Genomic DNA, 15,023 nt, shown 5'->3' with positions numbered 1-15,023 from the left:
TAATATATTAGAAATCGGCATTCCCAACAACTAATGGAAAAAGTTTATATTAACAGTATCGGTTCCATATCTGCCCAAAAAACATTTGACAACAGTGATTTTTTGGAAGAAATAGTTACGTACGAAGACAATATCATCCCTGTAATAGAACCTAACTATAAGGACTTTATTCCCCCGGCAGCCGCTAGAAGAATGGCAAAGGGTATAAAAATGGGGGTAGTTGCCTCTAAAATAGCCTTGGAAGAGGCAAATCTAACAGATATAGATGCCATTATTACCGGAACGGGAATGGGATGCGTTAGGGATTCCGAAAAATTTGTAACCGCCATTTTGGACAACAATGAGCAGTTCCTTACCCCTACTTCGTTTATACAGTCTACCCATAATACGGTTGCAGGTCAGATTGCCCTAGGGATTGGCTGCAAGGGATATAATTTCACCTATGTACATAGCAGTGTTTCCTTTGAATCGGCCCTCATCGATGCCTTTATGCAGTTAGAACAAAAGGAAGCAGAAAACATACTTGTTGGTGGTGTTGATGAATCCGGGGAACATACCAATGCCATAAATAAACTAATACACCATATAAAACCGGAGAAAATAAATTCCAAAGAGTTGCTGCATTCCAAAACCGGTGGCGCCGTATTTGGGGAAGGGGCCAATTTCTTTGTGTTGTCCAATAAAAAACAAGATTACAGCTATGCCCAGCTACTGGGTGTAAAGACCTATAATACCTTGGCCAAATCAGATCTTTTGGCCAATCTTGAGGTGTTTTTAAAGGAAAACAATCTATCCTTCGCCGATATTGATGTGTTGATAATTGGCAATAATGGAGACATTGACTATGACAACTATTATTCAGAGCTTACCAATGGCCCTTTTAAAGACACCCAACAAGTGGCTTACAAACATCTAAGTGGTGAATTTAACACAGCCTCGGCATTTGGGTTTTGGTTGGGAGCCAAAATTCTTAGGACCCAGCAAATACCAAGCCCAGTTGCCCTAAACGCCATTAAAAACAAAGGATTTGAAAATGTTTTACTGTACAATCAGTACAGAGGTAAAAATCATAGTTTCACCCTTCTTCGCCGATGTTGAAGTATCCTATTATAAATGGTCTTATTAGTGCAGCTTTCGCCACCCTTCTTATATTGGATTTTATATGGGTAATACCTTGGTGGGCATATATACTGCTTGTTGCTGTTTGGGCAACCTTAACCATTATAGGCTCTTTCCACATCCGTTGGGACTATCATCTCCCCGCCTTACATTTCAACAAAAAAATTCGCGACAATTTGGTTGCCATTACCTTTGACGATGGCCCCCATCCCAATTTTACCCCCAGGGTATTGGAGCTACTTCAAAAATATAATGCCAGAGCATCTTTTTTTTGTGTGGGACAACAGGTAAACCAATATGGTGCAATTGCAAAGAAAATAGTGGATAGCGGGCATACTATTGGGAACCACACCTATACACATTCCAATAAATTTGGCTTTTTTGGAACACATAAAGTACTATCGGAACTCCAAAAAACTAATACTACCATAAAAGAAGTAACAGGTCTAGAACCCAAATTATATAGACCAGCCTTTGGGGTAACAAATCCTAGCATAAACAAGGCGGTCAAAAAATTGAACCTTACAACGGTGGGCTGGAATATTCGATCTTTGGACACAACCCAAAGATCTAAAAAAGTAATCCTGGAACGCATCACCAATAAAATAAATAAAGGAGACATTATCCTGCTGCATGACAGTAGTGAAAAAACAGTTGAAGTATTGGAACAGTTATTGCTATTTTTACAGCAGCACAAAATGCAGTCTGTAACCGTGGACCAATTGTTAGATATCGAAGCCTATGCGTAACCTTTTATTTTTAGCCGTCCTTATTGCCCATACTTCCCTATTGTTCGCTCAGGAAAGTAATATGAACAATACCGAAATTGCGGAGTTCAAGGCCAAGATCAACGAGACGTCCAAGGTCACCAGCACTATCCAAAGTAATTTTACGCAGTACAAGCATCTGGACTTTTTATCCAACGATATTACCACACAGGGAAAAATGGCATTTAAGGCTCCCAACCTGGTAAAATGGGAATATACAGAACCCTTTAAATACAGTATTATTTTTAAGGACGACAAATTATTAATAAACGATTCCGGAAGCAAAAGCAATATGGATCTGGGAAATAGTGCCTTGTTTAAAAAGATAAATCAATTAATTGTCAATAGTGTAAAAGGCAACTTGTTCCAAGATTCGGATTTCACAATGAGCTACTTTAAAAGCCCTGATTTTTACAAGGTCATCTTTGTTCCTAAAGACGAAAAAATAAAAAGTTATATAGCCTCTTTTATTTTGTTCTTCGATAAGAAACAGGCCGATGTTATGGAGGTTAAAATGGTGGAACCCACTAATGATTATACCAGAATTGTCTTTGAAGACCGTCAGATCAACAAACCTTTGGACAATGAAGTATTTTCTAATTAGCCTAACACTCTTGCTGTTTGGCTGTGCCTCCTTTCCAAAAAAGAATAATCTAGAAAGTATATCCGGCCATACGCCAACTATAATCAATCCATACTTTTCGGACCTTGCTATGGATTATATCTACAAGGCCAAAATAAATTTCGCCGATAAATCCTTTGGTGGAATATTTGTTATTAAAAAAATGGGACCAGAACACCATAGGGTAGTGTTCACCACTGAAATGGGAAATAAGTTATTCGATTTTTCGTTCTTCAAAAACGAATTCAGAATTAACTTTATTCCTAGTGAAATGAATAAAAAGATTCTTATTAATCTACTGAGGCAGGATTTATTTGTTCTGATCAATGAAAATCCAAAGATCTTGAATCAATACCGAAAAATGGGCGATAGTATATTCATAGAGACCAAGCTTAAGAACAACACTTACTTTTACCTCACGGCTGATGAACGACTATATAAAATATTGAAAACAAAAGGAAATAAGGAAAAATCAAGCTATATTTTTGCCGAAATAGAAAACGATCATGCAAAGGAAATTAAAATACGGCACAAAAACATTAAGTTAACCATTGATTTAAAAGCCATTTAGAAATGAAAAAATTACTGCTTACCAGTCTTTTGCTCACCATTTCCTATACCATATTTGCACAAAGCAAGTCGCAACTAGGAGTAAGGATGGGACTGAACAATGCCAAGGTCCTGAATTCGGGACTGGACAACAAATCCGGATTATACACAGGATTGTTTTTAGCGGTTCGTTTAACGGATAGCTATACTATGCAACCAGAAATCATATATTCCAACCAAGGGGGTAAGGCCAGCTATAGAAATGGGGAAGACCTAAATATAAATTACGTATCCATTGCCCTAGCGAATAAATTTTTTGTTAGTAAAAATCAGGGATTCCATTTTATTTTGGGGCCTAGTCTAGATATTAATTTCGATGACAATTTTATCAACCTTATTAACGACAACGGTGCTAATTTAGAAATCACTCCAATTGACCTAGCCGTATTTGGAGGGATTGGATATGAGTTCGATTTTGGTTTGGCATTGGAATTGAGATATAAACAAGGATTGATAGACCTCGATTTTAATGACTCCGGAGAATATGGAGGCAATGCGGAGGAGAATCAATTGAACAGGGTATTCCAAATTGGACTGGCCTATAAATTTAATATGTGACCATAATGTTAATAGAAGGACTTTATACAACCGAATCTTTTGATACAAACGAAGAAGGCATCTCGGCCCAAATCAAGTTGAATCCAAAGCATGAAATATTTAAGGGCCATTTCCCCGGAAAACCAATTATGCCTGGGGTTTGTATGATTCAAATCATAAAGGAATTAACGGAAAAAAGTCTCGGAAAGGATTTGTTTATATCCGTAGCCTCCAACGTAAAATTCATGGCCATTATAAATCCTGAAACCGACCCAGTTCTTTTAATAGATATCAGCCTTTCTGAAATAGATGGCCTGTTCAAGGTAAAAAGTACGACCATTTTTGGGGAAACAGTGGCCTTAAAATTAAGTGCAACCTTTAAAAGCGCGGCCTAAATGAAATTGATCTGTTTTCTCCTGTATGTAGTGTTCATTGGGCCTGCCACACCGGATCTAGACCAGATCCGCAAAGATTTTACATTGGCCACCAACGACCGTGAATCGGCCCTGGCCTTAAGGGATAAACTGAAAACTGTCTCAAAGGAAGACAATACCACATTAGTCGCTTACAAGGGTGCAGTTTCTGCATTAACGGCAAAATACACCAAGGATAACGCGGAAAGAAAAGACCTTTTCAAAAACGGGGTATTACTACTGGAATTTGCGGTATCCCAAAAACCGGAAAATATAGAAATTAGATGCCTAAGATTGAGTATACAGGAAAATTCCCCCAAGTTCTTAAAATATAGATCCAACATTGAGGAGGACAAAACTTTCATTTTAAACCACTACGAAAAGACCAATTCCAAAGCGGTCAGGGATTTTGTGAAATCATATATATTACAATCCCCAGGATTTAATACTGAAGAAAAGCAACGGTTTTAACTTCAGTAATTCCTATTTTTGCGAACCATGTCTTGTAATATTCTACAGGATGGAACAACCAAATTGCAATAAAACCGTGTCACAATCTACTACATCCACAACTAAAGCTATGGATCAGCTTAAATGCTGTGTGATAATACCTACCTACAACAATCATAAAACCCTAAAAAAAGTCGTTGAAGGGGTGCTGCAATACACCCAAAACGTTATAGTCGTTAATGATGGGTCTACCGATACCACTTCCGACCTTTTGACCAAATTCCCCGATATCCATACGCTTACCCTTCCAAAGAACATAGGGAAAGGTTATGCCTTGAGGAAAGGTTTTGAACTGGCCCTGGAACAGGGTTTTCACTTTGCCATCACTATTGATTCCGATGGCCAACATTTTCCGGATGATATACCCCTGTTTGTTAACAACCTCAGTAAGGAGAAGTCCAAAGTTGTACTGTATATAGGGGCAAGAAATATGGGACAAAAAGACGTTCCCAAAAAAAGTAGCTTTGGCAACAAATTTTCCAATTTTTGGTTTTGGGTCGAAACTGGGATTAGACTTCAGGACACCCAATCCGGATATAGGCTATATCCAATACTCGCCTTAAAGGATATCAAATTTTTCACAAAAAAATTTGAGTTTGAAATCGAAGCCATCGTAAAGGCGGCATGGAACGGCATAGAAGTGAAGAATATTCCCATAAAAGTAACCTATGATGTTACTGAAAGGGTATCCCATTTTAGACCCTTCACCGATTTTTCAAGAATCAGCCTTTTAAATACCTACTTGGTAATTCTGACCCTGTTATATATTTTTCCACGAGACTTAATCCGCAAAATAAAAAAAAAAGGGGTTAAAAGGTTTTTCCATGAAGACTTTCTTGGCAGTAACGATTCCCATGAAAAAAAGGCGATGTCCATTGCACTGGGAGTGCTGATAGGCCTATCACCATTATGGGGTTTCCAGACCCTGATCGTCATTTTCTTAGCCGTGTTATTCAAACTAAATAAGACCATTGCCTTCGCTTTTTCCAATGTCAGCTTCCCTCCTTTTATCCCTTTTGTGCTGTTTATCAGCCTTAAAATAGGCCACTGGGTCTTGGGTACAGAGTTCAATTTTACCTTTGAGGAGGCAGGGGCCAATTTTGAAGTAATTAAGCATTTAAAATCCTATATAATTGGTAGCATAGCCCTTTCCCTTATTGGAGCTTTTGCCGCGGGCATATGCGGTTATATTATTTTGAATATTTTTGATAGAAAAAATATGGCACTTAAAAATGGGTAGTTTTTTATATAGGTTTTATGAATATGTGGCCAAGAAAAGACTGCTGTCCGGCATTGGGCTCCTAGCCCTTTTTTTAATCCTTTTATTTTTTGCTTTCAAAATTGAATTCGAGGAAGACATTACTAAGCTTATACCCAGCAATAGCAAGACCGAGGAAGTTCAAAAAGTATTAAAATCGGTAAATTTTTCAGATAAGATCATCGTCAATATTGTGCGACAACCAGGGGCACCTATTGAAGAACTAACAAAGTACGCAAATGATTTTCTGGATAGTATATCCAAAAAATCGTCTTCACATATAAAAAAAATCCAAGGCAAAATAGATGACTCAGATCTAGGAAATACCCTGGGGTTTGTCTATGATAATGCCCCTCTACTGCTGGATAGGGAAGACTACAATACCATTTCAAAAAAACTCGACAAGGACAGTATTGCCAAAATGACCCAAAAAAACTATAGAACACTAATTTCCCCCTCCGGCATAGTTGCCAAGGAAATGATACTGAAAGACCCCCTAGGCATTTCTTTCATAGCCCTAAAAAAATTAAGTCGGCTGGGCATAGGGGATCAGTTTACCCTTAAGGATGGCTTTCTACTAAGCAAGGACCTTCAAAACATTTTACTATTTATTACCCCTACCCACCCTTCCAGTGAAACCGTTGAAAACACCAAATTTGTGACGGAGCTTTATGAGACCCAGAATCAGTTGGACCAGTTGTACAAGGACAGGGTAAAAAGTGAATATTACGGGGCCACCCTAATAGCCGTGGCCAACGCACAACAAATTAAGAAGGATATACGCCTTACGGTCACCATTGCCTTATCCATATTAATGGGGATTCTTATCCTATTTTATAGAAAATTAACCATTCCCATTATTCTTTTCACCCCTACCCTTTTTGGCGCTATTCTATCCGTTGCCATACTGTATTTGACCAGAGGGAAAATTTCTGCCATTTCCTTGGGCATAGGCTCTGTCCTGCTAGGGGTTACCCTGGATTATTCCTTACATATTCTTACCCAAATAAGAAATAACCCGTCTGTGAAGACGCTCTATTCAGATGTGGCCCAGCCTGTTATCATGAGCAGTATTACCACTGCCCTGGCCTTTTTGTGCCTTCTGTTCCTAGACTCGCAAGCCCTACAGGACCTTGGTATTTTTGCCGCCGTTAGCGTCATTGGTTCCTGTATTTTTGCCCTTCTGTTTATACCACATGTTTATAGGAATACCGATACTCTTAAGGTAAAATACACCCTCTTGGATAAGATAGCCTCCTATAACCTACACAAGAACAGATGGAGCATTGCAATCCTAGTAGGTCTTTTGATTGCCAGTATTTTTTTTCATGACAAGGTAATCTTCAATAAGGATATTGCCAAGCTCAACTATGAGCCTACAGCCTTGGTACAGGCTAGGGAAAGATTGGATGCACTTACCAATTTATCTTCCAAGTCCATCTATTTGGCCGTCTATGGGGACGATAGCGAAAAGGTCCTCCAAACCAACAATACCATATCCTATGCACTGGACAGCCTAAGGAATAATGGGGAAATACTTAGTTTTAGCTCTATAGGCAACCTAGTCCTATCCAAAGAAAAGCAGCAAGAAAAAATTGAACTTTGGAAGGAGTTTTGGAACAAGGATATCATTGAAAACACAAAAAATAATCTTGTGGAAACCGGCACTGAATTAGGATTCAAGCCCAATTCCTTTGACAAATTCTATTTGTTTCTCAATAAAGATTTTAGGCAGTTGAATATTGTGGATTACCGTAGTGCCGCAGCCTTGCCCGTTGATGACTACATGGTTACCGACAATAATTTTACCACGGTAACCTCATTGATCAAATTAAAGGAGGATAATGGAGAAAAAGTAAAAGAAATTTTCAGAGCTTACCCCAAAACATTGGTCATCGATAGACAGGAAATGAACGAAATGTTTTTAGGCAATCTCAAAAACGATTTCAACAAACTAATTGGTTACTCCCTTGGTATAGTAGTCCTGATCCTGTTCTTTTTCTTTAGGAGTTTTTCCCTAGTTTTGGTGACCAGTATCCCCATCCTTTTGACCTGGTGGCTCACCATTGGTATTATGGGCATGTTCCATATAGAATTCAACATCTTTAATATCATTATCTCCACCTTTATCTTTGGATTGGGCATAGATTATAGCATATTCATAACAACGGGACTGCTCAAGGAATACGGTAAGGGAGAAGAAGTTTTGAGCACCCATAGAACCTCCATCCTGCTTTCGGCCATTACAACGGTTTTGGGAATTGGTGTTCTTATTTTTGCCAAACACCCCGCCTTACATTCCATTAGTCTTGTATCGCTTATAGGTATCCTATCAGCTGTTTTTGTAGCATTTGCCATACAGCCATTATTATTTTTACTCTTTATTGGGAGTAAGGAGAAACGCCCCATTAGCTTTCGATTACTTGTCCATTCCGTCCTTTCCTTTGGTTATTATGGTTCGGGTGGTCTATTCTTGTCCATATGGAGTGTTACCTTTATGAAAATACTGCCCTTTAAGAAAAAAGTTAAAATGAAATGGTTCCATAGGACCATTTCAAAATTTATGAAATCGGTACTGTATACCAATCCCTTTGTAAGTAAAAAAATAATCAATCAATCCGGGGAAGATTTTGACAAACCTGCCATTATCATAGCAAACCACACCTCTTTTTTAGATATTTTGGCGGTCGGCATGCTACATCCAAAGATCATATATTTGGTAAACGACTGGGTGTACAAATCCCCTATTTTTGGAAAGGCCGTACAACTGGCCGGATTTTATCCGGTGTCCGAAGGAATAGATAATGGCCTTGAACATTTAAGAAACAAGGTTGCCCAAGGGTACTCATTAATGGCTTTTCCGGAAGGCACAAGGTCCCGGACCAACAAAATAAGACGATTCCATAAAGGGGCCTTTTATTTGGCGGAAAAGTTTAATTTGGATATAGTGCCTGTATTGATACACGGAAATTCGGAAGTGCTTCCCAAAGGAAGTTTTGTTATAAAAAATGGCAGTATAACCGTAAAGATCTTGGATAGAATTTCACCCGAGCAACTAGACTACGGCAAAACTTACAGGGAGCGCAATAAAAAAATCGCAGCCCATTTCAGATCTGAATTTCAGACATTGAGAAATGAGGTGGAAGGCGACACCTATTTCATCAGAACAATTCTCGAGGATTATCGATATAAAGGAGATACCATCTACCGTACGGTAAAAAAAGATTTAAAAAACAATTGCAAAATTTACGCCCAGATATCAAAACGTATTGGATCATCCGACTCCATAATTCATCTTTCAAAAGATTTCGGGCAACTGGATTTTCTATTATCTTTAAATGCCGTAGATCGTAAAATTTTTGCCTACTTGGCAGATGAAGAAATAAGGCCAATTGTAAAAAACAGTTTTATTTCCCAGCAAATAGCCAAGTTAACCTTATCCGAAACCATTGAAGAGGCTATGGCAATGCCTGCGGATATAATGATCATTGATTTGGAAATACAGGACTTGCATAGCCTGGCACCAACAATAAACAATAATATTAGGCTACTGATATTAGTAAAGGACGGAGCAAAATTGTTGGAAAGAATTATATTGTCCACAGGTTTTAAAAATGTCCTGGAAAATGAAAATCTTATTATCTTAGAAAAAAACATGGGCCTAGAATAAGCCAAGTTTGGAGGAGTCTAAAAACCCTCGTATTAAATTAGGAAGCAATATTAATTATTATAAGGGAGCAAGACCTGCCAAAAGCCAATTTTGAACATTGGTTTTGAAAATTGTAAAGAATACCATTTATGAAAGAACATTACGACATTGTAATTGTTGGAAGCGGATTAGGGGGATTGGTTTCTGCCCTGATAATGGCCAAAGAAGGTTATAGTGTCTGTGTCTTAGAAAAAAACAATCAATTTGGAGGCAACCTACAAACCTTTGTCCGGGACAAAACCATCTTTGATACAGGGGTGCACTATATTGGCGGACTATCAGAAGGCCAAAACCTGAACCAATATTTTAAATATCTGGGCATCATGGACCAGTTGAAACTTAAAAAATTGGATGAAGACGGTTTTGATGTGATCACGTTTGAAGGGGACCCAACGGAGTACAAGCACGCCCAAGGTTATGAGCGGTTCGAAAAAAGTCTACTGAGCCAATTTCCGGAGGAGGAAAAGGCAATAAAAACCTACAGTAAAAAATTAAGGGAAACCTGTTCCAAGTTTCCCTTATACAATTTGAACAACGGCAATCCTTCCTATGGACAAGACGATGTTTTTAAACTGAATGCCAAAACCTATATCAACTCCCTTACCAACAACAAGAAATTACAAGCCGTGTTTGCAGGGACAAATTTCCTATATGCAGGTGACGGGGAACGCTCCCCTTTCTATGTACATGCCCTATCCGTAAATTCCTATATTGAAAGCGCCTACAGATGTGTTAATGGGGGAAGTCAGATTACCAAAGTTCTTATTAGACAATTAAAGAAATTTGGGGGCGACACCTTCAAACATCATGAAGTTTCCAAATTTAATGTAGAAAACGGGGAAATCACTTCGGTGGAAACCAAAAATGGAAAACAGATAAACGGTGATATATTCATTTCGAATATAGAACCCAAGCTTACTTTAAAAATGGTCGGTGAGGAAAATTTTAGAAAATCCTACACCAACAGAATAAACAATATTGAAAGTGTTATTTCGGCCTTTAGCGTATACATTGTCCTAAAACCCAAATCCTTTAAATATCACAATAAGAATTTTTATCATTTTAAATATGGAGATCGGGTTTGGGATGCACAGAATTATACTCAGGAAAGTTGGCCAGAGGGATATATGGTCTCTATGGGCATTAATAAAAAGGATGATGGATGGGGAGATAGTTTAATAGCTATGACCTATATGAATTTTGATGAGGTTAAGTATTGGCAGGACACTTTTAACACGGTAGCCTCCAAAAATGATAGAGGACAAACATATGAAGAGTTCAAGGCCTATAAAACAGAGATTTTTATTGCGGAACTGGAAAAAAAATTCCCCAACCTTAGAGATTGTATTCAAACCGTATATGCCTCCACCCCATTGTCCTATAGGGATTATATAGGATCCCATAATGGGTCCATGTACGGTTATGTAAAAGACGTAAACAATCCACTACACTCCTTTGTTTCCCCTAGGACAAAAATCAAAAACCTGCTATTTACCGGTCAAAGTTTAAACATGCACGGAATCTTGGGAGTGACCATTGGAGCAATTATTACCTGTTCCGAGTTAGTGGGAAAGGATTATTTATTGGAAAAAATTTTGGAAGTCAATAAAGCGCAAGAAGTTTAATATGGGACAGATTAAAACCATTCCTATAACAAGGGTCAGTTCTATTAGCAAAGAGGATTTTATTAATCAGTATTACAAAACCCAACGCCCTGTTTTAATTGAAAACCTCACCTCGGACTGGCCTGCACGCCAGAAATGGAATATAGATTACATACAGAAAAAGGCGGGCGACCAAGTGGTTCCCCTGTACAACAACGAACCTACCAAAGGCAAACAAAACTCTGCTGCCCCAGTAACGGAAATGAAGTTGTACGACTACCTGGAAATTCTTAAAACCAAACCAACGGACCTGCGTATTTTTTTCTATAATATCCTGGATAAAATGCCAGAAATTATTAAGGATATACATTACCCGGATATTGGATTGAAATTTTTTAAACGCCTGCCAGTTATGTTTTTTGGAGGTGAAGGTTCTGTGGTGCTTCCCCATTATGACATGGACTTGTCAGACCTGCTTCATTTCCATTTTCACGGACACAAAAGTGTGCTTTTGTTTCCGCCCGAACAGACGAAATACCTGTACAAGGTTCCATTTGCTGTCCATAATTTGGAATCCATAAATATGGATGCTCCTGATTTTGATCGCTATCCAGCCCTAAAAAAGGCAGAAGGGTTATATGTGGAGATGAAACATGGGGACGCCCTTTATATGCCCAGTGGTTACTGGCACTATATTAAATATCTGGATGGTGGATTTTCCATTACCTTAAGGGCCTTGCCAAAACATCCCGTATTGTTGTCCAAAATGTTTGGAAATCTATTTTTTATGAGACCTTTTGAGAATACCATGAGGAAAATTTGGGGTCAGAAATGGGTAGATTTCAAGGAGAACAGGATGCTGGTAAAAACCAATAACAGGTTTGGAAAAGAATAAATTAAGCAATTAGGATGTACCGGATTAGATGGATTGTACGTATTGCTATTTTAATTGGGCTTTTTAGTTCTTGTGGTGTTTCAAAATCGCTAAAGGATAGGCCCAATTTAAGCACCTACAACCCTGAAATTCCGGAAATAACAAAAACCTCGGATTCTTCCTATATTTATTCCAACAACTCCCTGACCAAAAACAAACAAGGTCTGTGGGAACTTTATGTATCCGGAGATCCATTGCAAAGGGGATTAATTACCGGAGCCTTGACGGAAGACCTGTTTCAAGAACAGGAGGCAATATTTTTATCCAAGGTAGAAGAATTGGTCCCTTCCAAAACCAAAAGATATTTCCTGAGAAAATTCTTGGCTTGGTACAATAGAAAAATGTACAAGAACATTCCCGAGGAAATTAAAGCCGAAATTTGGGGACTTTCCCGATATGCATCCCAAAACTTTAATGACATAGCAGATCCCTATTCAAGGGTACTTTACCTTCATGGCGCCCATGATATAGGGCATGCCCTTCAGGATTTAGCCCTTGTTGGCTGTTCTTCCTTTGCCGTCTGGGGCGATAAATCTGAGGATGGAAGTCTGATCCTTGGTCGCAATTTTGACTTTTACGCAGGGGATGATTTTGCCAAAAATAAAATAATTTCCTTCCTAGACCCTACAGAAGGCCACAAATTTATGTCCGTTACCTGGGCGGGCATGACGGGAGTGGTCTCTGGAATGAACGAACATGGTCTAACAGTTACCATCAATGCGGGAAAATCCAAAATTCCCTTGGTTGCCAAAACACCTATCAGTATTCTTACCAGGGAAATTTTACAATATGCCGCTACTCTGGAGGAGGCTGTGTCCATCGCAAAAAAAAGACAGGTTTTTGTATCAGAATCTATTCTCGTTGGCAGTGCCAGGGATAAAAAGGCCATGATAATCGAAGTCTCCCCGCACAATTTTGGTGTATATGAAGTTCCCAATTCCACTCAATTGATCTGCTCCAACCACTTTCAGAGCAATGCCTATGCAAATGACAAAAACAACCAGAAACATATATTTGAAAGCCATACCCAATACAGATATGAACGCATGGAAGAACTATTGGGAGACCATAAGAAAATAACCCCAGCAATTGCTGTTGACATCCTTAGAAACAGGGAAGGACTTAAGGATAACGATATTGGCTATGGCAATGAAAAGGCGTTAAACCAACTATTGGCACATCATGGTATTGTGTTTAAACCAGAGCAGCGATTGGTTTGGGTGTCCTCCAATCCCTACCAATTAGGGGAATTTGTGGCCTATGACCTAAACAAAATTTTTAAGGACAGCTTAAATAGCAGAATAGGATCAACGCTTTCCATCCCTAATAAGAATATTGAAAAAGATAGTTTTCTGTATACCCAAGCCTACCAAAACTATGAAAAGTACCGTGTTGAAATTCACCAAATTAAACTAGCCGTTGCAGACAACAAACACTTGACTCCCCAATTTCTTGAGGAATTCAAAAGATTGAATCCCCAATTTTGGGAAACGCATTATTGGATAGGCCTCTATAATTACAAAAGAAAATATTTTAGAGCGGCCCTAAACAACTTTATGGAAGCTAGTACAAAAGAAATTACAACAGTTCCAGAGAAAGCTGTGGTACATTCGTATATTCGAAGACTAAAACGTAAATTAAAATAATGATTCCTGAAATCGAAAAAGCATCGGCAGAGGCAATTCAACAGTTACAAGAACAGCGTTTAAGGGAGCTCATCAACTATATTACCCAGAACTCTGCCTATTATAAAAGAATTTTTAGGGAACATAATTTACAGGCCAGCGATATAAAAACCTTGGCAGACCTTGCCAAACTCCCTACTACCTCCAAAGAGGATCTACAACAATTTAACGATGATTTCTTATGCGTGGATAGGCGCAAGATTATAGATTATGTAACTACTTCCGGCACCCTGGGCGAACCTGTTACCTTTGCCCTTACAGACAATGACCTTAATCGTTTGGCCTATAACGAGGCCATTTCTTTTGATTGTGCCGGAGTTACGGCAAACGATATTTTGCAATTGACCACAACAATAGACAGACGATTTATGGCCGGATTGGCCTATTTTTTGGGAGCAAGGGAGCTAGGCGCTGGAATTATAAGGGTAGGCGCCGGAATTCCCGAACTTCAATGGGATTCCATCCTTAAGTTTAAGCCCACCTACCTTATCGTGGTTCCTTCATTTTTGTTGAAGCTCATAGAATACGCCCATCAACACGGCATTGACCCCAATAAGGCCGGGATAAAAGGGGCTATTTGTATAGGGGAATCACTACGAAATGAAGATTTTTCGTTAAACACCCTTGCGGCCAAAATTAAGAAAGATTGGAACATTCCCCTCTACTCCACTTATGCCTCCACGGAAATGAGTACGGCCTTTACAGAGTGTTCGGCAATGCAAGGCGGCCACCATCATCCGGAATTGATCATCATCGAAATTTTGGACGACGAAGAAAAGCAAGTGGAAGAAGGAATGCCTGGAGAGCTTACCATTACCACCTTGGGAGTTGAAGGTATGCCCTTGCTGAGATTTAAAACCGGCGATATTGTCCAGGCACACACTTCCAAATGTTCCTGTGGAAGAAATACGCCTCGCTTAGGCCCTGTTATTGGCAGGAAGAAACAAATGATAAAATACAAGGGGACCACGCTATACCCTCCGGCCATGTACAACGTACTCAACTATTTTAATGAAATAGACGCCTTTGTAATCGAAATAGACCATAATGACATTGGAACCGATGAAATATGTATTAAAATAGCTACCTCCAATCCTACAAATGATTTATTACAGACCATCAAGGATCACTTTAGGGCAAAACTAAGGGTGCTCCCCAAAATTGAATTCCACGATTTTAAAACCCTTCAGGAGCTGCGATTTCCCAAAATGAGCAGAAAACCAGTTATTGTAATAGACCATCGACTCTAAGTGACT

The 15,023-nt window shown here is 38.9% G+C and carries 13 protein-coding genes; all 13 read left to right on the top strand.

Translation table 11 applies throughout. The features are described from left to right. The first annotated feature begins 33 nt into the window (after window positions 1–33). The 13 genes from B9Y87_RS02485 (at window position 34) to B9Y87_RS02425 (ending at window position 15,017) form a co-directional block, all read left to right on the top strand. Entirely contained in the window at window positions 34–1,098 is a 1,065-nt protein-coding gene (locus B9Y87_RS02485) for a beta-ketoacyl synthase N-terminal-like domain-containing protein (RefSeq protein ID WP_085495835.1), read from the top strand. Next, window positions 1,092–1,868, top strand: a complete 777-nt coding sequence (locus tag B9Y87_RS02480; protein ID WP_085495834.1) for a polysaccharide deacetylase family protein — start codon at window positions 1,092–1,094, stop codon at window positions 1,866–1,868. Before B9Y87_RS02485 ends, B9Y87_RS02480 begins: the two co-directional genes overlap by 7 nt. After that, entirely contained in the window at window positions 1,861–2,490 is a 630-nt protein-coding gene (locus B9Y87_RS02475) for a flexirubin biosynthesis/transport protein LolA2 (RefSeq protein ID WP_085495832.1), read from the top strand. Before B9Y87_RS02480 ends, B9Y87_RS02475 begins: the two co-directional genes overlap by 8 nt. Then, window positions 2,471–3,079, top strand: coding sequence for a flexirubin biosynthesis protein LolB2 (locus B9Y87_RS02470; protein WP_085495831.1), 609 nt, complete (start codon window positions 2,471–2,473; stop codon window positions 3,077–3,079). Before B9Y87_RS02475 ends, B9Y87_RS02470 begins: the two co-directional genes overlap by 20 nt. Before the next feature lie 2 nt (window positions 3,080–3,081). Then, the gene (locus B9Y87_RS02465) at window positions 3,082–3,675 is read left to right on the top strand and encodes a porin family protein (protein ID WP_085495829.1); all 594 of its coding nucleotides are present in this window, start codon (window positions 3,082–3,084) and stop codon (window positions 3,673–3,675) included. A 5-nt stretch (window positions 3,676–3,680) separates the two neighbouring features. After that, complete coding sequence (locus B9Y87_RS02460) at window positions 3,681–4,049, top strand: ApeI family dehydratase (RefSeq protein WP_085495827.1); 369 nt, start codon at window positions 3,681–3,683, stop codon at window positions 4,047–4,049. Next, the gene (locus B9Y87_RS02455; RefSeq protein WP_085495825.1) at window positions 4,050–4,538 is read left to right on the top strand and encodes a hypothetical protein; all 489 of its coding nucleotides are present in this window, start codon (window positions 4,050–4,052) and stop codon (window positions 4,536–4,538) included. It begins immediately after the preceding gene. A 109-nt stretch (window positions 4,539–4,647) separates the two neighbouring features. Next, window positions 4,648–5,817, top strand: coding sequence for a DUF2062 domain-containing protein (locus B9Y87_RS02450; RefSeq protein ID WP_085496629.1), 1,170 nt, complete (start codon window positions 4,648–4,650; stop codon window positions 5,815–5,817). Then, a complete protein-coding gene (locus tag B9Y87_RS02445) occupies window positions 5,810–9,505 on the top strand; it encodes a 1-acyl-sn-glycerol-3-phosphate acyltransferase (RefSeq protein WP_085495823.1) in 3,696 nt (1,231 codons plus the stop codon). Before B9Y87_RS02450 ends, B9Y87_RS02445 begins: the two co-directional genes overlap by 8 nt. Before the next feature lie 128 nt (window positions 9,506–9,633). Further along, window positions 9,634–11,169 carry a phytoene desaturase family protein gene (locus B9Y87_RS02440; RefSeq protein WP_085495820.1) on the top strand — a complete coding sequence of 512 codons (1,536 nt, stop codon included), beginning with the start codon at window positions 9,634–9,636 and terminating at the stop codon, window positions 11,167–11,169. Window position 11,170: 1 nt separating this feature from the next. Further along, a complete protein-coding gene (locus tag B9Y87_RS02435) occupies window positions 11,171–12,043 on the top strand; it encodes a cupin-like domain-containing protein (protein ID WP_085495818.1) in 873 nt (290 codons plus the stop codon). A 14-nt stretch (window positions 12,044–12,057) separates the two neighbouring features. Further along, complete coding sequence (locus B9Y87_RS02430) at window positions 12,058–13,728, top strand: C45 family autoproteolytic acyltransferase/hydrolase (RefSeq protein ID WP_085495815.1); 1,671 nt, start codon at window positions 12,058–12,060, stop codon at window positions 13,726–13,728. After that, entirely contained in the window at window positions 13,728–15,017 is a 1,290-nt protein-coding gene (locus tag B9Y87_RS02425) for a flexirubin biosynthesis putative acyl-CoA ligase FlxY (RefSeq protein ID WP_085495813.1), read from the top strand. Before B9Y87_RS02430 ends, B9Y87_RS02425 begins: the two co-directional genes overlap by 1 nt. Window positions 15,018–15,023 lie beyond the last annotated feature (6 nt).

Source organism: Arenibacter troitsensis (assembly GCF_900177645.1).
Lineage (GTDB): Bacteria > Bacteroidota > Bacteroidia > Flavobacteriales > Flavobacteriaceae > Arenibacter > Arenibacter troitsensis.
This window is presented reverse-complemented; position numbering and strand designations above follow the sequence as displayed.